This is a genomic window from Desulfobulbus sp., from assembly GCF_030824455.1.
Classification (GTDB): domain Bacteria; phylum Desulfobacterota; class Desulfobulbia; order Desulfobulbales; family Desulfobulbaceae; genus Desulfobulbus.
Map to the genome: position 1 here is coordinate 16,904 of NZ_JAVBXR010000036.1, position 23,583 is coordinate 40,486.

Consider the following 23,583-nt stretch of genomic DNA (forward strand, 5'->3'; position numbering starts at 1 on the left):
GTCGATGAGTTAAGGGGTGAATGCATGATCGCTCCGGCCTTGGCCGGGGAGGAAAGTCCGAACACCACAGGGCGCGGTGGTTCGTAACGCGAACCTTGGGCAACCGAGGGAAAGTGCCGCAGAAAACACACCGCCGATGGGACGCGCAAGCGTTCACAGGCAAGGTTGAAATGGCGAGGTAAGAGCTCACCGCCCCCATGGCGACATGGGGGGCAGGGTAAACCCCACCGGGTGCAAGACCAAATAGGGAGGCGTTTGAGGGCGGCCCGCCTGAAGCCTCCGGGTAGGTTGCAAGAGGTGCCGGGCGACCGGCGTCCCAGTTAAATGATCATGGTCCGCCTTCGGGCGGGAACAGAATTCGGCTTATAATTCACCCCTTTTTTTTCACACACGCGCGTGCTTGACAACACCCCCCCACTCCCTCCGGCCGGAGTTGTTATTCCGGCCGGAGGTTTCGGTTTGCGTTTCGGGGCATCCTGCCCCAAGCAGTTTCTGGAATTGGCCGGCCTGCCCATGCTGGTTCGCACCTGCCGGGCCTTTCTCGATCTGGAGTCGATCCGCTGGGTGGCGGTGGCCGCTCCGACCGATTATCTGCAGCACACCAACGATCTGCTCCGCCTCCATCTCGCTCCGGACCACATGGCCCGGATGCTCTTTACGGTCGGCGGCGTTACCCGTCAGGATTCTGTCCGGGCGGGGCTGAACGCGCTGCCCGCTGCAATTGAGCTGGTTCTGGTGCATGACGCGGCCCGGCCGCTGGTGGATCAGGCGATCATTCTGCGCTGTCTCCACGGGGCGGTGCGCTTTGGCGCGGTGATCGCGGCGACGCCGGTCAAGGACACCCTGAAAAAGGTCGCGGATTCCGGATTGATCCGGGAGACCGTGAACCGCACCTCGCTCTGGCAGGCGCAGACGCCCCAGGCGGCGCAACGGGGGCTCCTGGATCGGGCCTTTGCCGAGGCTGACCGCAATCAGTTCGTCGGCACCGACGAGGCCTCGCTGCTTGAGGCGGCGGGGATTCCGGTGCAGGTGGTCGAGGGCGGCGAACGCAATTTCAAGATCACCCGGCCGGAGGATTTGCAGGTGGCCGCCGCTTTGCTGACGGAGGAACAGGAAATGAAAATCGGTCATGGTTTCGACGCCCATCGCCTGGTGAGCGGCCGCAAGCTGATTCTCGGCGGGGTTGAGGTCGATTTTGAACTGGGCCTGGACGGGCATTCCGACGCCGACGTCGTGGCCCATGCGCTCATCGACGCCCTGCTCGGCGGCCTGGGCGCGGGCGACATCGGCCGCCATTTCCCCGACTCCGATCCCCAATACAAGGGGATCGACAGCCTGCTGCTGCTGGCGCACGCGCAACAACTGGTTGAGGCGCAGGGGTACGTCCTGGGCAACGCCGACCTGACCATTGTCTGTCAGCGGCCCAAACTGGCGCCGCATCTTGCCGGGATGCAAATCAATCTGGCCCGGTGCTGCAAGGTTGCTCCGGCAGCCGTCAACATCAAGGCAACCACCACTGAAAACATGGGATACACCGGACGGGGCGAGGGCATTGCCGCCCATGCCGTCGTTCTTTTGAGGTCAGAACATGGACGTAAATAGAGAGCGATTGGCGGCGTGTTTCACTGAGTTGTGCGAAATCGACAGTCCGTCGCGTCGCGAAGGCCGCATCTGCAGGCGACTGCAGGAAATCTTTTGCGAACTCGGCGCGGCGGAGATTGTTGAAGACGATTCCAGCGTTCACACCGGTTCCGAGTGCGGCAACCTGATCATCCGATTTGACGGCGACCTGGACCTGACGCCGATTTTCTTCAGCTGCCACATGGACACGGTGCAGCCGGCCGACGGGGTGCGGGTCAAGCGGATCGGCGACCTGTTCACCAGCGCCGGCGACACCATCCTGGGCAGCGACGACAAATCCGGGATTGCCGCCTGCATTGAAGCCGTGCGGCTGCTGCGGGAAGCGCAACAACCGCATCGTCCGGTGGAATTTGTGGTCACCACCTGCGAGGAAATCGGTCTGATCGGGGCCAAGGCCCTGGACCCGCAACGGGTTCGCGCCCGGGAGGGATACGCCCTGGATTCGACCGGCTTTGCCAAGATCGTCACCCACGCCCCGGCCGCCAACCGGCTGACCATCACCGTCAACGGCGTGGCGGCCCACGCCGGCCTGCATCCGGAGTGGGGCGTCAACGCCATGGTGTTGGCCGCCCAGGCCCTGGCGCAGGCGCCCAATGGCCGCATTGACGAGGAAACCACCGCCAACTTCGGCACCATTCATGGCGGAGCCGCCTCCAACATTGTGCCGGAAAAGGTGGTGATCGAGGCCGAGGTGCGCAGCCATTCGATGGCCAAACTGGAGCGGGTGACCGGCGAGATTCGCGAGGTGTTCGCAACCACCGTCGCCGCCTGGACCGATCCGACCGGTTCCGCCAAGGGCGCGCCTTCGGTGAGCGTTGAGGTGCGGCAGGATTTCCCGGTGATGCAGCTGAACCGGGAGGATCGGGTGATGCGCCGGGTGGACGCCGCGGCCCGATCCATCGGTTTGGAGCTGAGCTATGAGAAGGCGGGCGGCGGCAGCGACGCCAACATCTTCAATGGCCAAGGGTTGGCCACGGCGATTGTCGCCACCGGCATGACCAACGTCCACTCGACCAACGAGCAGGTGGAGTTGCAGGACATGGTCGACCTCACCCGGTTGCTGATCGCCCTGTTGATCGAAGAGTCCTGCTGACCGCGGGGGCGACTGAGAGGCGCTACTCGAGAAAGACCAGGCCCGGGTCGGCTGCCCGCACCTCGCCGATGATGCGGCACTCCGGTTGGTAGCCGTGTTGTCCCAGCAGCGCCAGCAACTGTTCCGCGCTCGCCCGGTCCATGGCCAGCAACAGGCCGCCCGAGGTCTGCGGGTCGTAGCCGATCATCTCCAGGCTATCCATCTCCGCCAGGGCGGAGCGCACCCACGGGCTGTAAAAGTTGCGGTTTCGGTAGGCGCCTTCGGGGATGATGCCCATGTCGGCAAACTCCCGCGCCTCGGCCAGAATCGGCAACTGTTCCTTGGCAAGGTGGATGGAAAGACCCGACCCCTCGGCCATTTCACGCAGATGGCCGAAGAGGCCGAACCCGGTGATGTCGGTGCAGCCGTGCACCCCGGCCCGCAAGGCCTCGTCGCCGTTCAAAAGCTCCATCGGCAACCGGTTGAGGGTGGCCAGCAGGTCGACCAATTGCCGCTCCGTTGCCGCTCCGGCCAGTCCGCCCTTGATCGCCGTAGACAGAATGCCCGTGCCCAGCGGTTTGGTGAGCAGCAGCACGTCGCCGGCCCTGGCCCCGCTGTTGCGCAACACCCGCTCCGGATGCACCAGGCCGGTCACCGACAGGCCGTACTTCAACTCAGCGTCCTCAATGGAATGACCGCCCACCAGCAGCGCCCCGGCTTCCCGAATCTTTTCCAGGCCTCCTTCCACCACCTGCCGAAACACCCCCTGATCCATGGTTTTGGTCGGACAGGCGAGAATGTTCATGCAGAGCAGCGGCCGGCCGCCCATGGCGTAGACGTCAGAGAGCGCGTTGGCTGCGGCGATCCGCCCGAAATCAAAGGGATCGTCGACAATGGGGGTGAAGAAATCCACGGTCTGGATCAGGGCGGTGGTCTCGTTGAGACGGTAGACCCCGGCGTCGTCGCTGGTCTCGGTTCCGACCAGCAGATTGGGGTCACGCGGCAGATCAAGCCCGCACAATATCCGGCCCAGGTCCCCTGGGCCCAGCTTGGCTGCTCAGCCTGCGGCCTTGACGGTCGCGGTCAGTTTGAGAGGTGTGGTGGTCATGGCACTCGCCGTTGAAAGGGTTGGGGATTGTTCCTCGTGCAATATTCTGCGAGGATACCCGATATTTTGTTGAAAAAAAACGTGTAATCTGGTTGTAGATAAGCTTCTTAAGAGAGCTGGATCGACAAAAGTACGGGCACAAGGAAATGTTCTTTGTGCCTTTCGATTTTTGGCGCCTCCTGACAATATTGTAGGCAGTAGATATGAACACGTATGGATCAGAACAGGAACTGTCGGCAAAACCCAAGCATGAGTGCGGCATCTGCGGGGTTTTCGGCCATCAGGATGCAGCCAAGCTCGTCTATTTCGGCCTTTACGCCCTGCAGCACCGGGGACAGGAGAGCGCGGGCATTGTCGCCGGCGACGGCATTAAAGTCCTGATCCACAAGGATATGGGGCTGGTCGCCGAGGTCTTCAGCGAACGCACCCTGCAGCGGCTCTCCGGGCATCTGGCCACCGGTCACGTGCGCTATTCCACCACCGGCGAATCAAACATCATCAACACCCAGCCGTTCATGGCCACCCACAAGGGATTGCCGCTGAGCGTCGCCCACAACGGCAACCTGGTCAATTCCATCGCCCTGCGCCGCCATTTGGAGCAGCAGGGGTCGATCTTCCAGACCACCATGGACAGCGAGATTGTCATCCATTTGATGGCCCGCAACATGGATCGGGGGCTGCAGGAGGCGATCAAAACCACCTTTTCCTGCATCCAGGGGGCCTATTCGCTGTTGCTGATGACCCCGGACACCATGATTGCGGTCCGCGATCCCAACGGTTTTCGGCCGCTCTGTCTGGGCGTGCTCGACAACGGCGGCTATGTGGTCGCCTCCGAGACCTGCGCCCTGGACCTGATCGAGGCCGAATACATCCGCGACATTGACCCGGGCGAGGTGCTGATCATCAACGAGCAGGGACTGACCTCGCTCTTCCCCTGGGCCCCGGTGCAGAAAAGCTACTGCATCTTCGAGCACGTCTATTTTGCCCGGCCCGACAGCGACGTCTTTGGCTTCAACGTCTACGCCGCCCGCAAACGGATGGGCGAAATTCTGGCGAGAGAAGCCAAAATCGAGGCCGATTTCGTCATGCCCTTTCCCGATTCGGGCAACTACGCGGCCATCGGCTATTCCACCGCCTCGGGCATCCCGCTGGAGATGGGCATGATCCGCAACCACTACGTCGGCCGCACCTTCATTCAGCCGACCCAGTCGATGCGCGATTTCTCGGTGCGGGTCAAACTCAATCCGGTGCGGGCGCTGCTCAAGGGCAAGCGGGTGATTATTGTCGAGGATTCGATCATTCGCGGCACCACCGGCCGCAGCCGGGTGCAGTCGCTGCGCCACGTCGGAGCCGCCGAGGTCCACATGGTGGTCAGCTGTCCGCCCACCCGCAACGCCTGCTACTACGGCATCGACTTTCCCTCCAGCGCCCAACTGATCGCCGCCGACAACACCGTTGAAGGCGTTCGCGATTATCTTGGCTTGGATTCGCTCCATTATCTCAGCGTCGAGGGGTTGGTGGAGGCCACGGGCCTGAGTCGGGACAATTTCTGCCTGGCCTGTTTTAACGGCGAGTATCCGATCGCGCCGGACAAGAGTTTCACCAAGGACGCCTTTTCCGGCTGCGGGTGCTGATCGTTTGCCCGGCGCCGACCCGCTGACGAGCGGAGTCTCAATTGACAGTTACCGCTGCAACGGCTGTGCGACTTGTTGCGAGCTCTGCCCCGACGTCTTTCTCCTCAATCCGCTGACCGGCAAGGCCGAACTGATCAACCCTGATCAGGCAGTCACCGAGGCTGTGCGTCAGGCCGCAGCCTTTTGCCCGGAAAAATGCATTGTCCTTGCGGATGAATCGCCCGCCGATCCGTAAGGGCAGGCTTTCCTCGTAGGCAATTGCCTTATGCCCTCAGGGGCAGGACGGTACGTTCCCGGTTTGCAGGCAACGTGCCGTCGTCATTCGACAGTCTCCCGCCAGGGCAGGGACAACGCCTCTGCCCGATCCCTGCATCGGTCTCAACCCAACCAAGGAGGCCTTGATGGATCCGGCCGCGCTTATTCCCATCCCGGACGCCATTCCCGTTGCCTGGGGATGGCTGCAGTTTTTCCTGCTGCTGACCTTCTTCCTCCACATCGTGCTGATGAACGCGATGCTCGGCGCGGCCTTTATCGCTTTGGTCACCCACCTGCGCGGCGGGCATGCGTCGCCCTATACTGCGGCGGTCGCCGGCAACCTGCCGTTTGCAGTCGCCTTTACGGTCAATTTCGGGGTGGCGCCGCTGCTCTTTGCCCAGGTGCTGTACGGACACTTTATCTATGTCAGCTCCATCCTCATGGCCGTGTTCTGGCTGTCGATCATTGCCCTGCTGATCAGCGCCTATGCACTGGCCTATGTTTATAAATATCAGTATGCGCGGCTGGGAAACGGCCGGTTGCCGGTTGCCGGACTGATCACCCTGCTGTTGCTGATTGTTGCCTTTTTGTTTGCAAGCAACCTCAGTCTGATGCAGGATCCGGCGCGTTGGAGCCGCTATTTCGACCGGCCCCAGGGGATGCTGCTCAACCTTGCCGACCCCATGCTCCTGCCGCGCTATCTCCACTTCATGGTCTCCTCGGTCGCCGTCGGCGGTCTGACCATGGCCCTCTTTTTTGACCGGAAACATCGCAAGGGCGACCCGTCCGCCTCCCCATGGGTGAAGCAGGGCTGCCGCTGGTTTGCGCACGCCACCCTACTCAATGTTGCCGTCGGCTTGTGGTTTCTGGTCGCGTTGCCCAAGGGCGTGCTCACGGTTTCGACCACCGCCGGTCTGCTGCTGACCGCAAGCCTGGCCTGCGGCGTCCTGCTGGCGGCGCCGGCCGTTGCCTTCGCGCTGGCCGGCCGGGTTATGCCCGCAACCTGGTGCGGACTGGGGGCGATAGCCCTGATGATCCTGGCCCGCGGTCTACTGCGCGCGGCCCTGCTGGCGCCTTGGTTTTCCCTGTCGCAATTGCCGGTTCGCGCCTCGTATTCGTCCTTCACCTTTTTTCTGTTCTTTCTCGTGGCGGGCTTGGCGCTGATCGTCTGGATGGTGCGGTTCACCCTGCGTTCCTGCGCGGCACGGGAGGCCCGGCCATGAATTATCCGGTCTGGCAGCTTGATGCCTTTGGCGGCGGACTGTGGATCGTCCTGATCGCGGTCTTCCACGTCTACATCTCCCATTTCGCCGTGGGCGGCGGGCTGTTCCTGGTGCTGGCCGAGCGCAAGGCCCAGCGGGAGAACGATCCGGCCATGCTCGACTATGTCCGCGCGCACGCCCGTTTTTTCCTCCTGCTCACCATGGTGGCCGGGTCAATCACCGGGGTGGGCATCTGGTTCATCATGTCCCTGCTCAACCCGGCGGCCACCTCGATTCTTGTTCACACCTTTGTTTTTGCCTGGGCCTCGGAGTGGGTCTTTTTTCTGATTGAGATTGTGGCCCTTTTTCTCTATTACGCCACCTTCGGCCGGATGGAGTCCGGTCGTCATCAGGCGCTCGGCTGGATCTATTTCGGCGCGGCCTGGATGTCGCTTGTGCTCATCAACGGCGTCATCGGTTTCATGCTCACCCCCGGCGCATGGCCCAAGGACGCCAATTTTTGGTCCGGATTTTTCAATCCCAGCTTCTGGCCTTCGCTCTTCTTTCGCACCTTCCTGGCGCTGATCATTGCCGGCCTGTTTGGCCTGACCACCGCCGCTTGGCTCAAAGACGCCCGCCTGCGCACCGTCATGACCCGGTTTTGCGCCCGCTGGCTGCTGCTGCCCTTTGTCTTTTTCGTGGCCTCGGCCGCCTGGTACCGGGCCGCCCTGCCGGCGGAGCTGCAGGAGATGATTTTTGCCCGCATGCCGTCGATGCGGCCCTATGTCAACGGTTTTTTCCTCTGTTCGCCGGTCCTGGTTGTGGCCGGATTGCTGCTGATCTTTCGTCTGCCGGTCGGTCTGGCCAGGGCCCTGGCGCTCGCGCTGCTGCTGATTGGCCAGCTCTACATCGGCTGCTTTGAGTTTATTCGCGAGGGCGGGCGAAGGCCCTACATCATCCGCGAGGTGATGTATTCCACCTCGATTCTGAAAAAGGACGCGGACCGCGTCCGCCAGGAGGGCGTTCTCTCCTCGGCCAAATGGGTTCGCCATCGGGAGATCACCGACGCCAACAGGCTTGCCGCCGGCCGTGAGCTGTACAATCTGCTCTGCCTCGCCTGTCACGCCGTCGGCGGGCCGATGCGCGACATCAAACAACTGACCGCGCCCTTCACGCCCAGCGGCCTGGACGCCATGATTAGCGGCATGGAGGTGTTCTATCCTGCGATGCCGCCCTTTGCCGGCACGCCTGAGGAGCGGGCGGCCTTGGCCCTGTATGTGGCCCAGGGGTTGAATGGCCGCAGCGACCCCGCCCCTGTGGCGTTGGTTGAGAAAAAGGTTGAGATTCCTGCCTTTGACCCGGCGGCGTCCCCTTTTGTATTGCTGGCCTGGAGCCCCCAGTCCATGCGCAGCGTCGCCGAGGTCAAGGGGGTGTTGTCGCTCCTGCCGCCGGGCAACAGCCTGCGGGCCCAATTGATCAAGCGCGGCGAGACTCCGGAGCTTGTTAACCAGGGGGTTGCGCTCAGCTATCGGTTTGCGGGGGATGGCGGCGCCGGAAAACCTGCGATTTCCGGCGAGCTGACGGCGGAAGAAGATGTGTTTGTTGTCGACAATATTCCCTTGCGGCCAGGAGTCGGCCCGTCCGCAGATCCCTACCCGACCGCGATCATTGAGGCCCGGGACGAGAGCGACGCGCTGCTGGCGGAAACCACCGTGGTTGCGCCGGTCTCGGCCGAGATCGGCTGCAGTGCTTGCCACGGCGGCGCGGGGCAGGGCGACCGGCCCGGTTTGTACCGCGAGACGGCGCTCCACATCCTCCGGGTTCACGACCGGCTCAGCGGCACATCCCTGCTGGCCGAAGCCCAGGGCGGCGCAACGGTTCGCTGCCAATCCTGCCACGCCGACGCGCTGGTCAAGGCCCAGGGCGATCCGGCCCGGCTCAATCTTTCCGCCGCCATCCACGGATTCCACGCCAACTACCTCAGAGGCAAGGGCGCCGAGGCCTGCGGGTTCTGTCATCCCTCGTCCAACACCGTCGTTGCCCGCTGCCTGCGCGACATCCACGCCGCCGTCGGCATGGACTGCGTCAACTGTCACGGCGCGGTCGAGGATCACGCTCTGGGGTTGTTGCAACAGGAGCGCCGGGCGGGCAAAGGCCAGGCCGCAGCGCTCATGGCCCATCTGCGGCCCAGATCGGCTGGCGGTCTGGAAGAGGTTGCGCCGCGCCAGCCCTGGATCAATCAGCCGGACTGCCTCCACTGTCATGTCGATTTTCAGGCCCCGGAGACCGATACGGTCGTCAACGCCCGGACCAACGACGAACAGGGGTTGTACCGCAACCGCACCGACGACTCCGGCCGGCTGTTCTGCGCCGCCTGCCATTCGGGGGCGCATGCGGTCTATCCGGCGGACAACCCGTCCGGCGCACAGCTGGATGTGTTGCAGCCCTTGCAATACCAGGGCAACCGGCTGCCTTTGGGGGCCAACCGCAACTGCGCGGTCTGCCACACCGTGGCCATGGCCGACGAGATGCACCACGCCAACAGCCTGCGGGCGTTTCGCAACGAGTGAGGGGGAGGGGGAAAAGATGCGGGAACTTGCGGCGAGTTGTGATCAGTTCTGACGGAGGAAAACGATGCGGTTGTTGATTGTCTTGTGGGTGGCCTGGTGCGCGCTGCACAGCCTGCTGATCGCCGGTGGGGTCAGGCGGTGGTTTGAACGCCGGGGCGGCGCGTGGCTTGGGCTATACCGGATCGGGTATGTCTGTTTTGCCCTCTGCTCCCTGGCGCCTCTGCTCTGGTGCACCAGCGCCGCGCCGCAACACCCTTTGGGCGGCGCGCCTCCCGGTTGGCTGCGGGTTGTGCAAGGAGCACTCTTGCTCTACGCCCTGGCGATGTTTATTGGCGGCCTGCGGGTTTATGATCTGCAGGCGTTTCTCGGCCTTCGCCAATGGCGCGACTACCGGGCCGGACGGTCAATCAGTCCGCCGGCCTTCAGGAAAACAGGCGTTCTTCGTTTGGTGCGCCACCCCTGGTACAGCGGCGGCATTGCCTTGCTCTGGGCGCTGCCCGGTCTCACCGACGTCACTCTGGTGGTCCGGACGCTTCTTTCCGTTTATCTGGTCCTCGGCGCCGTGCTTGAAGAGCACAAGCTACGGGAAATCCTTGGCGAGCCGTACAACAGCTACTGCCGGGAAACGCCCATGCTCGTCGCCTGGAAGTTCCCCCGCTGACGGCGATTACGCCGTTTCCTTGAGGAGCGCCCGCCAACGGCGGATGTTGCTCTCGTTCAGATCCCGCTCTTCCTTCTCATTCAGACGCCTGCCCATCGGCCGCAGATCGCCGGCATCCTCTATCTGGCCAAAGGCCATGTTGGCGCCGGTGTGCATCCAGACTCCGCGAAACGGAAAAATGCGGAATGTCGTAAGCACGCCGGTCACGTCCTGCTGCTGCGGCAGCAACTGATTGAGAATGAAAAAATCCTCGCCGGTGATGACGTCAAGTGCGACCAACCCTCCGGCAGGATGCGTTTCCCTGATCCAGAACACCGAAAAACGAGCCTGGGCCATGCCCGCAAGCAGCATCTGTTCGTCGCTGCCCTGCGGATAGCGGTTGCGGTTGAACATCTGCCGCACCAGGCTGAACCCGCGCGGACGGTACATGTAAAGCAGGTAATCCTGAAAAACGTCCATCTCCAGTTCGTGCTCGAAATGGATGCCGAGCTTGTTGCCCTGCTTGCTGAACATGTGCAACCGCTTGGCGCAGGCCCTGACGGCCTCCTTGCCGGCGAGTTTGGCGATGCGGGCGTGGAGGATCGGCATCAGCGGCCACAGCCGCCGGTGTTCGGCCGCGAGGGCTTCTATCTCTTCATCGGGAAGGCGTTGCATGCGGATGTTCCGTGTTTCAGTAAACGGGTTGTTGTTACAGACGGAGGGCGGCGGAGCGTTGGTGTTCAATGTAGGCGACAACCCCGGCCGCGATCTGTTTCGCGATCTTGTCGAGATATTCGTCGGTTTGCAGGAGTTTGGCTTCTTCGGGGTTGGTGATGAACGATATCTCGGCAAGGATCGCCGGCATTTCAGCGCCGATCAAAACGTAGAACGGGGCCTGCTTGACGCCTAGATCGCGGGGTTTGAACGTTTTATTTAGGCCGGAGATGAGATTGGTTTGCACAAATCGGGCGAGCCGGGACGACTCGTCGATTTTGGAATTTTTCATCAGGCTGGCCAGGATGTCCTGCATCTCGCCAATGCTGTGCGTTGAGGTGGCGTTCTCCAGCGCGGCCACGCGCATGGCGTTGGCGTCGGTGGCCAGGTTGAGAAAATAGGTTTCAATGCCGTTGCTGGCCTTGTCGGCGCTGGCATTGACGTGGATGGAAAGGAACAGGTCGCTTTTTTGGGTGTTGGCCACGGCGGTCCGTTCTTCCAGGGGCAGGTAGACGTCCTTGGTGCGAGTTAAAACCACCTCGTAGCGGTAGGCGGTCTTGAGTTCCTTGGCCAATTTTTTGGACACCGCCAACACAATGTCTTTCTCTTTGAGACCAAAGGCCATGGCCCCTGGGTCTTTGCCGCCATGGCCGGGGTCGACGACAATTTTACGCACGCCCAACCCCAGTTGCTGCGCCAGGGAAAGCTGCTCGCGCTTGCTTGTTTTACCGGTTGCGGCGGGTTGCGAGGGCGTCGGTTTGTATTTTTTTTGCTCGGCGAGGACGACGACTGCGGCCTCGTCGGCGGCAGGGGAGGCTGGTTTGGTCGCAACCGGCGGCAGGGGGGCTGCGGGTTGGCTCGGCGCTGTGTCGTTGTCAGGCGGAACGGCTCCGGTTGTCGGGCTGCCGTGGATGTCGACAATGACCCGAAAGGGATCGTTGAGGCTGAAAATTTTGTATTCGGAAAAGGAGGCAAGATCAAACTCCATCCGCACCGTGTCGTCGCTGGTTTGACTTGCGCGAACCTGTTGCAGCAGGCCGGCCTCGACGCGCGCCGGCGTCCGGTGTTGGGCCGCCATGGCGCTCTGTTTGAAGTCAACGTGAAGGCGTTTTGCCGGGGGGGCGGAGGCGTCGTCCACCCCTGAGCTGAAGGCAACGGGAGCGGTCGTCTGGATGACGATGCGGCTGTACTCTTCGGACGACCAGAATTTGGCGGGAGACACCGTTGCCAGCGTTTTGGGCGTAGGAGCAGGAGTCGGCGGGGGGGCGGTTGGCGGCGCAGACGGCGCTGTTGCGGGTTGCGCAACCGCCGGTTCAGCTGGTTTCGGCGGCTTTTCTTGTGGTGCTAATTGCAGCCGTTGGCGGGCTTGTTCAGCGTGATCGCTTTGCGGGTGGAGCGCGACGATCTTTTGATAGAGCGACTCGGCTTCCTGCGCGTTCTCCGGCTTGGCGCGGAGCATCTCCGCCGCCTCGTACAGGGCGTCGTCCGCCAGGGCGTGTCCGGGATACAGATCCGCCATTTCAAAATAATACAACCTGGCCTTGTTGAAATCTTCGGCCAGATTGAAACGCGCCTGCATGAGGCGATAGACCTTGGCCGTCATGTACAGGCTGGGTGGGCCGAGCGCCTCTTTTTTCTGGGCGAGATGCAGTTGGCGAAAACTGTGCGCGGCTTTCAGCCAGTTGTTTCGTTCCTTGGCCAGATCCTTTTCCTGTTCCAGCCGGGAAAGAAAGTTTTTGGCGGCCTGATATTGCCGCTCCGCATTTTCCTGCGGGGCGGCGACGGCTTTTTGGGCTGAAGTGCCGGCCGGGGGTGTCGCGGCCCATGAGGGCGCGGCCGCCACAAGGAGGCTGCACAAAAAAGCGAGCAACAAGGTCAGATTTCCAGGCAGAAACCGTTGCGCGATTGTTGACGCCAAGGGGTGGAATGCACGCATGAACACAGGGGCTGGGCCAATAGGATCAATTGTCGAGGTGCCTCGTGTCCGGAGAACGGTGACGCGAAGCCGGGAGCATGATAGGCACTATACCGTATTTGGCGACAGAGGTAAAAGAAATTGTACTTTTGTGGGCGTAATCAGGTTTGGAGATTAAAAATCCTGTGGACAAAAGGGGTTTGCCGATTCAAAAAATTTTACTGGGGCGAGACCTTAGACCGCATGCAGGGCAACATGCCGGTGCGTGTCCAGGCGAATAAAAGCAGGGGGAGTTGCAGGGTTACCGTTCCGGAGGCGTGATCAGGGCAATGGCTTTGTACAAAATTTCCAGGGCTTGTTTGGGTGTGAGGTCGTCGGGGCTGACCTGCGTCAGCAGGTCGATCAGCGGCGAGGTGGGCGGTGAAAACAGGGCGAGTTGGCGGGGCGACGCTTTTTTGCCTTTTTTACCGGCGGCAATGGTTGGCTGCCCCTGGAGGTTGAATTCGCCTTGTTCAATATTTTTCAGGATTTCGTAGGCGCGGGCAATGACGTGGTCGGGAACGCCGGCCAGGGAGGCGACCTGAATGCCGTAGCTGCGGTTGGTGGCGCCTTTGACCAGTTTGTGGAGGAAAATGATGGAATCGTTCCACTCCTTGACGGCAATGGAATAGTTCTGGATTTTTTTGCTGGTGGCGGCCAGGTCGGTGAGTTCGTGATAGTGGGTGGCAAACAGGGTCTTGATGCCGAGCCCGTTTTTTTGCGCCAGTTCCTCGGCCACGGCCCAGGCAATGGCCAAACCGTCGTAGGTGGAGGTGCCGCGGCCTATTTCGTCAAGGATGACCAGGCTGTTTTCAGTGGCGTTGTTAAGGATGTTGGCGGTTTCATTCATTTCCACCATAAAGGTGGATTGGCCGCGCCGCAGGTCGTCCATGGCCCCGACCCGGGTGAAGATGCGGTCGACAATGCACAGGTCGGCGCTTTCGGCGGGCACGAAGCTGCCGATGTGCGCCATGAGGACAATGAGCGCGGTCTGACGCAACACCGTGGATTTGCCCGCCATGTTGGGACCGGTGATGATCAGCAGTTCGTTGGTTTCCTGGTCCAGGTGGACGTCGTTGGGCACGAATCTGCCGGGCTCCAGGGCCTGTTCGATGACCGGATGCCGCCCTTCCCCAATGGTGATGGTCCGGTCGGTGTTGATCTGCGGCCGGCAGTAGCGGCGGCGGCTGGCGATCTCGGCAAAACAGGCGAGCACGTCAATTTGCGCGAGCAGGTGGGCTGCGTGCAGCAGCCGTTGATCCTGGGCCACCAGCTGTTCCCGGATGTCGGCAAACAGGGCGTATTCCAACTCCAGCCGCCGGTCCTGGGCGGTGACAATCGAATTCTCCAGTTCTTTGAGTTCCGGGGTGATGAACCGTTCGGCGTTGACCAGGGTCTGTTTGCGAATGAAATAGTCGGGCAATTCAAGGGAGGACTGGCTGCGGCTGATCTCGAAATAGTAGCCGAAGACCCGGTTGTAGCCCACTTTGAGTTTGCCGATGCCGGAGCGTTCGCGCTCTGCGGTCTCCAGGTCCAGCATCATTTTTTTGCCGTCGCGGAGCAGCAGCAGCAGGTGGTCGAGTTCGGAGTTGAATCCCTCCTTGATCAAACCGCCCTCGCGCAGGCTGATCGGCGCGTCCTCGCGGATGGCGTTGTCGATGAGCGTATGCAGATCGGCCAGCACGTCAAAATTGTCGGCCATGGTCTGCAGCAGCGACGAGGCGCAGCCGCCCAGCATCTGGTGCAGCGCCGGCAGTTGCGCCAGCGAAATTTTGACGGCGCTCATGTCGCGGGCGTTGCCGTGGCCAAGCGCAAGGCGGCTGCACAACCGTTCAAGATCGTAAATCGAGTCGAGCAGGGTGCGCATGGCGGCGCGGACTTCCGCCAGGGTGATCAACTCCTCGACGCTGGCCAGCCGGGCAAGAATTTCCTCCCGCGCCTGCAGGGGGAAAAGCAGCCATCGCCGCAGCAGCCGGGCGCCCATGGGGGTGGCGGTGTGATCCAGGGCGTCCAGGAGAGAGCCTTGGCGTTGGCCGCCCACCAGGGTTTCGGTGAGTTCCAGGTTGCGGCGGGAGGCGTCGTCGATGATCAAAAAACCGGTTTGGTGCAGCGGGCTGATCCGTTTGATGTGTGACAGGTCGGATTTTTGGGTTTCGCGCAGATAGAGCATCAGCGCGCCGGCGGCGTTGATTGCCGCGGTGTAGGCGTCGCAGCCGAATCCGGCCAGGCTGGTGGTGCGGAAATGTTCGGTCAACGCGGCCTTTGCCGCCGCGGACTCAAAATGGAAGTCGGGACGGGTGGTCAGGCAGAGTTGCCCCAGCTGGGCGGTGAGCAGTTCGGTCAACGGCTCAAGGGCCTCGGCTTCCCCCTGCGGCAGCAGGAGTTCGGCGGGGCGCAGGCGGGTGAAGGCGTCCGTCAGGGGCGAGGGATCGTTGGGCGCAAAGCTGACCTCGCTGATCTGGAAATGGCCGGTGGAAACGTCGATCACCGCTAGGCCGGCAAGGTGCTCCTTGGCCGATTTGCGCTGGATCAGGAGGGCGCAGACGTAACAGTCGGCTTTTTCGTCGAGCAATTGGTCGTCGGTGGTGACTCCAGGAGACACCACCCGGATCACCTCGCGTTTGACAATCCCCTTGGCCTCCTTGGGATCTTCGGTCTGCTCGCAGATGGCGACGCGGTAGCCGGCCTTGACCATCTTGCCGAGATACCCGGTGACGGCGTGGAAGGGCACGCCGCACATCGGGATCTTGTTGGCCTCGTCCTTGTGGCTGCGCGAGGTGAGGGTGATGCCCAGCACCTTGGCGGCGACCACGGCGTCGTCAAAGAACATCTCGTAAAAATCGCCCATGCGGTAAAAGAGAATGGCGCCGGGGTGCTGTTCCTTGATCTCCAGATATTGCTGGAGCATGGGGGTGATTTTAGGCGGCGTGCTCATGGGGCGGGCGGGAGCAGGTTTTGGAAATCGGGAAGGAGCAGGTCAAAGGTCTGGTCAATATGCTGGGGAATGGTTCGGATTTCGGCGCACACGGTCATGAAATTGTGGTCGCCTTCCCACCGGGGCACGAGGTGGAAGTGGAGATGGTCGGCAATGCCGGCCCCGGCTGCTTTGCCCAGGTTAAGGCCGATGTTGATGCCGTCGGGGCGCAGGCGGCTACGCACAATGGCGCAGCTGGCGGCGAGCGTCTCCATCAGGCGAGTGTTTTCATCGCGGCTCAGGTCGGTCAGCTCGGCGAGATGCCGTCGGGGCGCCACCAGCAGATGGCCGTTGGCGTAGGGGAAGCGGTTGAGCAGGACAACGGTCAATTCGTCGCGAAAAAGAAGCAGATGGGCCTTGTCCTGCGTCTCGTCGCCGGGCGGCTCAAACAGACAGCCGGAAATTTTGGGCGCCTTGCCCAGAACATGCTCCATGCGCCAGGGCGTCCAGAGTGTTTTCATGGCAGATCGGGCACGGAAAAGAGTTGGCCGCGGAGTTCGTCGCCGGCTTCCAGAATCGCGTAGGAACCGGGTGCGCCGTAGGGGCCGGTGGATTGAAAGCTGCCCGGATTGAGCATCAGCGCGGGGCCGTAACGGCGGCAAACAGGGCGGTGGGTGTGGCCGTAAATCAGGCAGTCCGCCTCGGGGAAGAGACCCCAGAGCGCGGTTTCGATGTCAGGCCCTAGGCCAGCGCCGTGGGCAAGGGCGATGGTGAAGCGGCCGAGGGTGAACAGGAGGCGTGCGGGATGGCGGGTTTGCGCCGCCAGGTTGCACATGTTGCCGTGCACCGCATAGACGGTCTTGTCGTGAAACGGCTCGAGCACCGAGGGGTCGGTGAGGTCGCCGGCGTGGACAATGACGTCGCAGGCCTGGAAACATGCCTTGATTTGTTGCTGGAAATGTTTGTCCGGCCGGCTCAGGTGCGTGTCGGAGAGCACCCCCGCTCTGATTGTCATGGCGCACACGCAGGGTTGATGTTGAAAACTGCGCCCACAATATAGAAAATGTTGGGCGAAAACAAGAGCAGAGAGCGAGTTTGGGCTATAATTTCACGGGGAATGCAGGAAGCTGTTGCAAAAATCAAGGACTTAACGTAACATATTCGCCCTTAAATTTACCAATAAATAAAGAGTTAAGGATAAACCTATGTTTACAGCTTCTGATTTGCGCAAAGGCCTGAAAATTCAAATTGATGGCGAACCCTACATCGTCACCGAGTTCGATTTCTCGAAACCGGGCAAAGGCCAGGCGCTCTACCGGACCAAGATGCGCAATATGATCACCGGGGTCCAGTTTACCCAGACCTATCGCTCCAACGACAAATTTGATCGACCGAATCTGGAAGAGCGGAACATGCAGTTTCTCTACGCCCAGGACGAGGAGTATCATTTCATGGATACGGTCTCGTTTGAGCAGATTTTTTTGACCAAGGAGCAATTAGGCGACAACCTCAGCTTCCTGATCGACAACATGGAAGTGCAGGTGCTGTTTTTTGGCGACCGGCCCATTGACATCACCCTGCCGACCTTTGTCAACCTCGAAGTCACGGTTGCCGACCCTTGGGCCAAGGGCGACACCTCGGGGTCCGACACCAAACCGGTGACCGTGCAGACCGGATTTCAACTGCAGGTGCCGCCGTTTGTCGAGCAGGGCGACAGAATTCAGATCGACACCCGGACGGGCGCCTACATCACGCGGGTCAAAGAATAAAAAGGCATGCTGACGCCTCAAGGCCTGCAGCAGCGTTCCAACCTGCTGCAGGCCATTCGTTCGTTTTTCCTGCAGCGCGCCTATATCGAAGTCGACACCCCGTTGCGGCTTCCCGTTCTCATCCCCGAAGCCAATCTGATCCCCTTTGCCAGCGAAGAGTGTTTTCTGCAGACCTCGCCTGAGTTGTGCATGAAGCGGCTGCTTGCGAGGGGCTGCACGCAAATTTTTCAAATCTGCCATTGCTTCCGCAAAGAGGAGCACGGACGGCTGCATCAGTCGGAATTCACCATGCTCGAATGGTACCACAAGGGCTGGAATTATTTCGATTTAATGGAAGAGTGCGAGCAATTGGTTGCCTTTCTGACCAGCCGCGCCGCCGATGTGGCCACAGCTATGGAGGGTGAACACCTCTGCTGGCGGGAGAGCCGGGTCTCGATGGCTTTGCCCTGGGATCGTTTGACGGTGGCGGCGGCATTTGAACGCTATGCCGGCGTCGACGTGCATGAGACCCTTGAGCAAGGGACTTTTGACGAGGTGTTGGTGACGGCGGTTGAACCTCATTTAGGAAAGGACCGGCCTGTTTTCCTCCACGACTACCCTGTTGTTCTGGGCTCGCTGGCCCGGCGCAGCCCCACCAACCCTGGGGTGGCGGAACGCTTTGAGTTGTATGTGGCCGGGGTGGAGCTGGCCAATGGTTTTTCCGAACTGGTCGACCCCGAGGAGCAACGTCAGCGGTTCAACCAGGAGGTCGACGTTATTCGCGCCCAAGGCAGGGACGCCGCAATGCCGGAAAAATTTTTGGCGGATCTACCGCTGTTGGGAGAAACCGCAGGCATTGCCCTTGGCGTGGACAGGTTGTGTATGTTGCTGTTGAGACGCGACACCCTAACGCCGGCAATTATTTTTGAAGAATTGTAGCTAACTTCTTTGTTTTTTTGTTTCTTTCCTATACCATGGTGAAACGTCACGGCGTATCGGGGCGCCCGGGCACGCTGATCGTTTCCCGCGTTGGCAGCAATAAGGCCGTGAGCTGGCCGCCGTACACGGCGCCGGTGTCAATGCCGATTTTGTCTGCCGTCAAATACGGCTCGTCAAAAATGGTGTGGCCAAAGACAACCGGCTTGCCAAAATCATAGGTGCTTTGCAAAAATTGCTCTCGCGCCCATAGACACCATTGCGACGACTGCTGGCTGAGATGCCGTCCCGGCTGCAAACCGGCATGGACGTAAATGGCGTGCTGGTCGTGCCACAGCAGGGGCAGGCTTCTAAAAAAGGCGAGATGCTCAGGGGGGACGCGGCGGATGGCCTCTTCGTGCCCTGCCGCCGGATCAATACCGTAGCTGGCGAGTGTTTGTCGTCCGCCAACCTGTGCAAAGACGGTACTGTCCCTGCCTGTCAAATAGTGGAGAAACAGGAAGTCGTGATTGCCCATAAGCGGAATCACACGGGGGTGTTTTTTTTGCAGATCGAGGATGGTGGTTACAACTTCTTTCGATTGTGGTCCACGGTCAACGTAATCGCCGAGGAATACAAGGGTGTCCGCCCGATGCAGGACCTGGGGCAATAATAAGGTGAGGGCGGCGTGACAGCCGTGGATGTCGCCGATCACACAGGTGGTCGCGTCTGTGGTTTGCATGGTGTTTGTTGGTTGTTTAATTTAATTTGAATCCAAAGAATTATGGACATTAAGCAGCGGCAGTTAATTAAAAAATATGTCGATCTTGTTATCAACCGATGGCGTCTTATCAGCGTCAGTTTGCTGCTGGGGGTCACCCTTGGGCTGGGTTACTATTTCCATGTTCCAAAAATTTACCAGAGCTCGACTTTGTTAAGCTATGAATCGCGACAGATTAATCCAGCCAAAATGGATCCTGAGGAAGGAAAAGTGAAGTTGGATGAAACCTTGGCAACATTAAAACAATTGGTAACGAGCCGCGATAATCTTGAAAAGGTCATTACTCAATTTTCTCTGTATCAGGAAGCGAGGAGTCGCCTGCCAATAGAGGACGTTATTGAGTCCATGCGTAAAGATATATCGATTGTTCCAGCTCCCAAAGGCGACATATTCAGCGTTTCCTATCAGGGCACTGATCCGCAAAAAGTCATGAAGGTCGCCAATGGTTTGTCCTCGTTGTTTATCGAGGAAAATCTCAAGTACCGGGAAGAGCGGGCGACAGAAACCTCTAAGTATACGGAGAGTGAACTGGCCACGTCCAAAAAGGTGCTTGACGAGAAAGAACAGCAGATGCGAGATTATAAATTAAAGAATTTTAATGAGATGCCAGAGCAGCGGCAAAGTAATCTTGCCCAGCTTCAGGCGCTTATTCAACAAAATCAGGGGGTGCAGAACTCCATTCAGGAGCTTGAACGCACCAAGGTTATGGCGCAGGAGCAGATGGGCATGCAGCAGCGTTTGGCGTCGTTGCGTGTCGGCGAACCCTCGCAAAATATGGCGGGGCGTCAGCCCGAATCCTATACTGATCGGTTGGCGCGAATGCAGGCCTACCTTGAAGAACTGCAAAGCAAATACACGGACAAACATCCGGAAATTCGCCGCACCAAACAGGTGATTGCCCAGTTGGAAGGAAAGGTTGGCAAGGGGCAGGCGAAGGCGCCGCAGGGAGCAGCAGCGCCCACCAACAGGGCCGCGCTTGCCGCAAGTCTTGAAAATCAACGCCTCCAGGCGCAACTTAAACAGATCGACGTTAATATTAGTCAACTGCGGGAAGCGCAGGCTGCCATTCCCGCTCAAATCGCCAAATACCAGCGTTGGATTGAGGCGGCTCCAGTCCGCGAAGCGGAGTGGAATGGGTTGACTCGAGATTACAGTGAATTGCGGCGTCATTATGATCAACTGGTCGCCCAGAATCTGCAGGCCCAGTCTGCTGAGAATCTGGAGCGCAACCAAAAGGGGAGTAAATTTAAAATTGTCGACTCCGCCCGGCTCCCTGAAAAGCCGTTCAAACCCAATTTCCTGAAAATCTTGCTTGTTGCGGTTGCTGCGAGTCTGGCTTTGAGCGTTGGGTCGGTTCTGGCCGGTGATTTAATCGACACCTCGTTTAAGGATGTTGGAGAACTGGAAGAATTTATCGGCGTGCCGGTCATCTGTGCCATTCCTTTTATCGAGAAAGCGAAGGAGACAAGAAGAGATGCGCTCGTTTTCCGCGTAAGCGTGGCTGTCATATCACTCTATGGGGTCGGCTTGTTGGCGGCCATCGGCTATTTGTGGAGCAAGGGTTTGATTATCGTCTGAGATTTCCTCCTTCCTGTCGTTCGAGAAAAAGAATGTATACAAAGTATTACGGGCTCGCCAGAAAACCATTTGCCCTCACGCCTGATCCCTCCGTGGTGTTTTTGAGCGAAACGCACCAGGAGGGGCTGGCTATCCTTAAATATGGGATTCTCAGTAAAAAATGCTTTCTAGTACTCACCGCCGACGTGGGTTCAGGCAAGACGACCCTCCTGCAAGCCTTGGTTAATGCATTGGAGCAGGACGTTCACCTCTGTTTGCTCAATAATCCAATCCTGCATCGCGACGAATTTTTCTCCTACATTGCCAAAAAACTTGGGCTTCAGTGGGATGGCAACAAGGCGATGTTCTTGATCGAATTCGGCAATTTGCTTAAAAAGTGCTATGAAAACGACGAGCGAGTGTTGTTGATTTTCGATGAAGCCCATGTGCTCCCCGTTGATTTATTGGAAGAGATTCGTCTGCTGTCCAATCTTGAGGAGAAGGGGCAGGATGTGCTGTCGATCTTTCTTGTTGGGCAGCCCGAACTCAATGAACGGATGAGCGACGACCGCCTGTTGCCCCTGCGCCAGCGAATCGGCATCCGGTTTCATCTCCATCGATTTACACAGGATGAGACCCGGCAATACATCCTTTTTCGTCTGCGCAGCGCCGGCGCCCGACACCTCAACATCTTTTCCGAAGAGGCTATGGCTATGATTCATAAAATGAGCCAGGGCACTCCTCGTTTGATCAATATTATCTGTGATCACGCCTTGTTAACGGGGTTTGCAGAAAGCAAGCCTGTTATCGGCGCCGAATTGATTGAAGAGAGTGTGGATGACCTCCATTTTCCCGGCGAGGAAAATCCGCTCCCCGTTGCAGCGTCAGCCAAATCCGGCGGCCTACGCTTGGCTCTGTGGGGTGGGGCTGCTTTGATCGGCCTGCTCGTGGCCTTTGTTGCGTGGAAATATTTCAGGTAATTTTGCGTCCTGTTTGTTGATGTCGTTTTTTGAGTTGTTCAGCGTCTTTAAATGGTTGGTGGAGGGTGAGTGTGGGAAAAGTTTTTAACGCCTTGAAACGGGCAGATGAAGCAAAGGACGTGGAGAGAGCCGAGGCGGGGCCTGTGGAGGTGGAACATCACCACGCTCAGGAGTCTGCGCCAGTGGCCCCCATGCCTTCTCGCGATGAGATTGTCGGCGACACCTTGACCCGACCCGGGCAATGGGATGACCGTCTTGTTTTGGCAACAGCGACCACCGGGCCGGTGGCGGAAAGCATTCGCGCCCTGCGCACACGCATCCTCTACCCTAATTCGGGGAAAGTTCCACGCAGTATATTGGTTACCAGCGCGGCTCCGGGTGAAGGCAAAAGTTTTATCTGTGCGAATCTCGCCATTTCTCTGGCTCAAGGGGTTGACAATTACTGTTTGCTGGTGGATTGCGATCTGCGCCGACCGACCCAGCACAGCCTTTTTGGCTTGCACAACAAAGCCGGCCTTGCCGACTTTCTGCAGCACAAGAAGAAACTTTCGGAATTGCTCGTTTCCTCTGGAGTTGACAAGCTGTCCATTCTCCCGGCAGGTCCCCGCTCCATCAATCCCGCCGAGCTGCTCGGTTCCGCGTCGATGATCAGTTTGGTTGATGAACTGGTCAAACGCTACGATGACCGTCTTGTCGTGCTCGACAGCCCGCCTCTCCACGCGGCCAGCGAAACGGCCGTTCTTGCCCAGCATGTGGATGGCGTGGTGCTGGTGGTGCGCTATGGCGCTTCGCGACGGGAGTATGTCAAAGCCCTGGCTGACGCCATTGGGCGGGAAAAAATTTTAGGTGTGGTGTTCAACGCCTACAGGGCCACCATGCTCGATTATAAGGTGTTTGGCTATTACGAGTATCAGCAAAACTATTATTACGGTGAAAAATAGCACGGCCCAGGTCGCTCTCGCGCAACCGTAAGTCCCTTTTTGAAGGGAGCAATATTGCCGAGCACAATTTTCTCTTCCTTTCATTTTCCCTGTGGCTAAAATTCATTTTTACTGATATGTTTCCGCACTTTTTTCGATCCGAATCAAGTGTGAAAAGCCCCAATGGCCTATGTTTTGTGCTTCACGCAACAAATCCCCTGACCACGAAGAGGACTTGAACAATGCTGTCAGTAAATAATCGGATAACAGGGCCGGAAGCCTTGCAACGGTTGCTCGCCGGAAACAAGCGGTTCCTTTCCGGAAAACTTGAACATCCCAATCATTGCGAAGAATCAAGAAAAGGACTGATCTTAGGACAGGAACCCCTTGCCGCCGTGTTGACCTGCGCTGATTCGCGCGTGCCGCCGGTTGATGTTTTTGACCAGGGGCTTGGCGACATTTTTGTTGTCCGGGTGGCCGGCAACATCATCAACGACCACATCCTCGGCAGTATAGAGTATGCGGTTTCCCACCTGCACACCCCGCTGGTTATGGTTATGGGGCATTCGTCCTGCGGCGCGGTGAGCGCCGTTGCCCAAGGCGTGAAACTGCATGGCCACATTGCCAGCCTGACGCCTTCGATCGACGCAGCCTTGAAGAAAACCAAGGGGATGGAGGGACACTGGACCAATAACGCGGCCAAAGAACTGGCCATTACCACCGCCAAAAAGATTGAAGAATCAGAGCCCATCGTGGCTGATCTCGTCAAAGAGGGGCGCGTGCTGGTTGTGGCGACCTACTATGATCTCGAAACCGGCGAGGTGTCCATGCTCAACGGCGACGCCCTGTAGGCTGCGCTACGGCAAAGTTCCGCCCGTTCCTTGAAACTGGGAGGAACGGTTTTTTTGTGGTTCGTGCGCCCTCTCTCTTGCGTGAGTTTTCCGGATCTAAGCGAGTATTTTTCCCCGCTTCGGTGGC

At 59.4% G+C, this 23,583-nt stretch carries 20 protein-coding genes and 1 other RNA gene; 14 read left to right on the forward strand and 7 right to left on the reverse strand.

The genetic code is table 11. From position 1 onward, the window contains the following. Positions 1–12 precede the first annotated feature (12 nt). The 3 genes from rnpB (at position 13) to RCH93_RS06375 (ending at position 2,734) form a co-directional block, all read left to right on the forward strand. Positions 13–382, forward strand: an RNA gene (gene rnpB, locus RCH93_RS06365) — RNase P RNA component class A. Between the two features lie 14 nt (positions 383–396). Further along, positions 397–1,602 carry a 2-C-methyl-D-erythritol 4-phosphate cytidylyltransferase gene (gene ispD / locus RCH93_RS06370; protein WP_306547490.1) on the forward strand — a complete coding sequence of 402 codons (1,206 nt, stop codon included), beginning with the start codon at positions 397–399 and terminating at the stop codon, positions 1,600–1,602. Further along, a complete protein-coding gene (locus RCH93_RS06375) occupies positions 1,589–2,734 on the forward strand; it encodes a M20/M25/M40 family metallo-hydrolase (protein WP_306547491.1) in 1,146 nt (381 codons plus the stop codon). The genes ispD and RCH93_RS06375 overlap by 14 nt, the downstream gene beginning before the upstream one ends. Positions 2,735–2,756: 22 nt before the next feature. Here the strand turns inward: RCH93_RS06375 and selD are convergent, their stop codons facing one another. After that, positions 2,757–3,821, reverse strand: a complete 1,065-nt coding sequence (gene selD, locus RCH93_RS06380) for a selenide, water dikinase SelD (protein WP_306547492.1) — start codon at positions 3,819–3,821, stop codon at positions 2,757–2,759. A 203-nt stretch (positions 3,822–4,024) separates the two neighbouring features. Between selD and purF the strand changes: the two genes are divergently transcribed. The 5 genes from purF (at position 4,025) to RCH93_RS06405 (ending at position 10,143) form a co-directional block, all read left to right on the forward strand. Continuing rightward, on the forward strand, positions 4,025–5,455 hold the full coding sequence (purF, locus tag RCH93_RS06385; RefSeq protein WP_306547493.1) for an amidophosphoribosyltransferase: 1,431 nt from the start codon (positions 4,025–4,027) through the stop codon (positions 5,453–5,455). A 4-nt stretch (positions 5,456–5,459) separates the two neighbouring features. Further along, complete coding sequence (locus tag RCH93_RS06390; RefSeq protein WP_306547494.1) at positions 5,460–5,690, forward strand: ferredoxin; 231 nt, start codon at positions 5,460–5,462, stop codon at positions 5,688–5,690. 166 nt (positions 5,691–5,856) lie between these two features. Further along, positions 5,857–6,933, forward strand: coding sequence for a hypothetical protein (locus RCH93_RS06395; RefSeq protein ID WP_306547495.1), 1,077 nt, complete (start codon positions 5,857–5,859; stop codon positions 6,931–6,933). After that, a complete protein-coding gene (locus tag RCH93_RS06400) occupies positions 6,930–9,482 on the forward strand; it encodes a cytochrome ubiquinol oxidase subunit I (RefSeq protein WP_306547496.1) in 2,553 nt (850 codons plus the stop codon). Before RCH93_RS06395 ends, RCH93_RS06400 begins: the two co-directional genes overlap by 4 nt. 64 nt (positions 9,483–9,546) lie before the next feature. Next, on the forward strand, positions 9,547–10,143 hold the full coding sequence (locus RCH93_RS06405) for an isoprenylcysteine carboxylmethyltransferase family protein (RefSeq protein ID WP_306547497.1): 597 nt from the start codon (positions 9,547–9,549) through the stop codon (positions 10,141–10,143). Between the two features lie 6 nt (positions 10,144–10,149). Here the strand turns inward: RCH93_RS06405 and RCH93_RS06410 are convergent, their stop codons facing one another. The 5 genes from RCH93_RS06410 to RCH93_RS06430 form a co-directional block, all read right to left on the reverse strand. Continuing rightward, on the reverse strand, positions 10,150–10,797 hold the full coding sequence (locus RCH93_RS06410; protein ID WP_306547498.1) for a hypothetical protein: 648 nt from the start codon (positions 10,795–10,797) through the stop codon (positions 10,150–10,152). 34 nt (positions 10,798–10,831) lie between these two features. After that, positions 10,832–12,679, reverse strand: coding sequence for an N-acetylmuramoyl-L-alanine amidase (locus RCH93_RS06415; RefSeq protein WP_306547499.1), 1,848 nt, complete (start codon positions 12,677–12,679; stop codon positions 10,832–10,834). Positions 12,680–13,052: 373 nt separating this feature from the next. Next, the gene (mutS, locus tag RCH93_RS06420; protein ID WP_306547500.1) at positions 13,053–15,725 is read right to left on the reverse strand and encodes a DNA mismatch repair protein MutS; all 2,673 of its coding nucleotides are present in this window, start codon (positions 15,723–15,725) and stop codon (positions 13,053–13,055) included. Continuing rightward, the gene (locus RCH93_RS06425) at positions 15,722–16,225 is read right to left on the reverse strand and encodes an HIT domain-containing protein (RefSeq protein WP_306547501.1); all 504 of its coding nucleotides are present in this window, start codon (positions 16,223–16,225) and stop codon (positions 15,722–15,724) included. Before RCH93_RS06425 ends, mutS begins: the two co-directional genes overlap by 4 nt. Beyond that, positions 16,222–16,719, reverse strand: coding sequence for a YfcE family phosphodiesterase (locus RCH93_RS06430; RefSeq protein WP_306547502.1), 498 nt, complete (start codon positions 16,717–16,719; stop codon positions 16,222–16,224). The genes RCH93_RS06425 and RCH93_RS06430 overlap by 4 nt, the downstream gene beginning before the upstream one ends. Positions 16,720–16,909: 190 nt before the next feature. Between RCH93_RS06430 and efp the strand changes: the two genes are divergently transcribed. Together efp and epmA are read left to right on the forward strand one after the other, a co-directional pair. Then, on the forward strand, positions 16,910–17,473 hold the full coding sequence (gene efp, locus RCH93_RS06435) for an elongation factor P (protein ID WP_306547503.1): 564 nt from the start codon (positions 16,910–16,912) through the stop codon (positions 17,471–17,473). A 6-nt stretch (positions 17,474–17,479) separates the two neighbouring features. Continuing rightward, positions 17,480–18,391 (forward strand): EF-P lysine aminoacylase EpmA, encoded by a 912-nt coding sequence (epmA, locus tag RCH93_RS06440; RefSeq protein ID WP_306547504.1) that lies wholly within the window; start codon positions 17,480–17,482, stop codon positions 18,389–18,391. A gap of 46 nt (positions 18,392–18,437) precedes the next feature. Here the strand turns inward: epmA and RCH93_RS06445 are convergent, their stop codons facing one another. After that, positions 18,438–19,082, reverse strand: a complete 645-nt coding sequence (locus tag RCH93_RS06445; protein ID WP_306547505.1) for a metallophosphoesterase family protein — start codon at positions 19,080–19,082, stop codon at positions 18,438–18,440. A gap of 69 nt (positions 19,083–19,151) precedes the next feature. On the opposite strand from RCH93_RS06445, the gene RCH93_RS06450 reads away from it, so the two are divergent. The 4 genes from RCH93_RS06450 (at position 19,152) to RCH93_RS06465 (ending at position 23,456) form a co-directional block, all read left to right on the forward strand. Next, complete coding sequence (locus RCH93_RS06450) at positions 19,152–20,726, forward strand: Wzz/FepE/Etk N-terminal domain-containing protein (RefSeq protein ID WP_306547506.1); 1,575 nt, start codon at positions 19,152–19,154, stop codon at positions 20,724–20,726. Next, positions 20,699–21,685, forward strand: a complete 987-nt coding sequence (locus RCH93_RS06455; protein WP_306547507.1) for an ExeA family protein — start codon at positions 20,699–20,701, stop codon at positions 21,683–21,685. Before RCH93_RS06450 ends, RCH93_RS06455 begins: the two co-directional genes overlap by 28 nt. A gap of 71 nt (positions 21,686–21,756) precedes the next feature. Then, positions 21,757–22,626, forward strand: coding sequence for a polysaccharide biosynthesis tyrosine autokinase (locus tag RCH93_RS06460; RefSeq protein ID WP_306547508.1), 870 nt, complete (start codon positions 21,757–21,759; stop codon positions 22,624–22,626). A 221-nt stretch (positions 22,627–22,847) separates the two neighbouring features. After that, positions 22,848–23,456 (forward strand): carbonic anhydrase, encoded by a 609-nt coding sequence (locus tag RCH93_RS06465; protein ID WP_306547509.1) that lies wholly within the window; start codon positions 22,848–22,850, stop codon positions 23,454–23,456. Positions 23,457–23,583: the final 127 nt, after the last annotated feature.

What these genes read in the sequence shown, in the direction of transcription:
- RCH93_RS06465 (WP_306547509.1), top strand. Translation starts at nt 22,848, where the DNA reads ATGCTGTCAGTAAATAATCGGATAACAGGGCCGGAAGCCTTGCAACGG.
- RCH93_RS06405 (WP_306547497.1), top strand. Translation starts at nt 9,547, where the DNA reads ATGCGGTTGTTGATTGTCTTGTGGGTGGCCTGGTGCGCGCTGCACAGC.
- RCH93_RS06395 (WP_306547495.1), top strand. Translation starts at nt 5,857, where the DNA reads ATGGATCCGGCCGCGCTTATTCCCATCCCGGACGCCATTCCCGTTGCC.
- RCH93_RS06425 (WP_306547501.1), bottom strand. Translation starts at nt 16,225, where the DNA reads ATGAAAACACTCTGGACGCCCTGGCGCATGGAGCATGTTCTGGGCAAG.
- RCH93_RS06450 (WP_306547506.1), top strand. Translation starts at nt 19,152, where the DNA reads ATGGACATTAAGCAGCGGCAGTTAATTAAAAAATATGTCGATCTTGTT.
- epmA (WP_306547504.1), top strand. Translation starts at nt 17,480, where the DNA reads ATGCTGACGCCTCAAGGCCTGCAGCAGCGTTCCAACCTGCTGCAGGCC.
- RCH93_RS06410 (WP_306547498.1), bottom strand. Translation starts at nt 10,797, where the DNA reads ATGCAACGCCTTCCCGATGAAGAGATAGAAGCCCTCGCGGCCGAACAC.
- RCH93_RS06430 (WP_306547502.1), bottom strand. Translation starts at nt 16,719, where the DNA reads ATGACAATCAGAGCGGGGGTGCTCTCCGACACGCACCTGAGCCGGCCG.
- RCH93_RS06400 (WP_306547496.1), top strand. Translation starts at nt 6,930, where the DNA reads ATGAATTATCCGGTCTGGCAGCTTGATGCCTTTGGCGGCGGACTGTGG.
- purF (WP_306547493.1), top strand. Translation starts at nt 4,025, where the DNA reads ATGAACACGTATGGATCAGAACAGGAACTGTCGGCAAAACCCAAGCAT.
- efp (WP_306547503.1), top strand. Translation starts at nt 16,910, where the DNA reads ATGTTTACAGCTTCTGATTTGCGCAAAGGCCTGAAAATTCAAATTGAT.
- mutS (WP_306547500.1), bottom strand. Translation starts at nt 15,725, where the DNA reads ATGAGCACGCCGCCTAAAATCACCCCCATGCTCCAGCAATATCTGGAG.
- RCH93_RS06375 (WP_306547491.1), top strand. Translation starts at nt 1,589, where the DNA reads ATGGACGTAAATAGAGAGCGATTGGCGGCGTGTTTCACTGAGTTGTGC.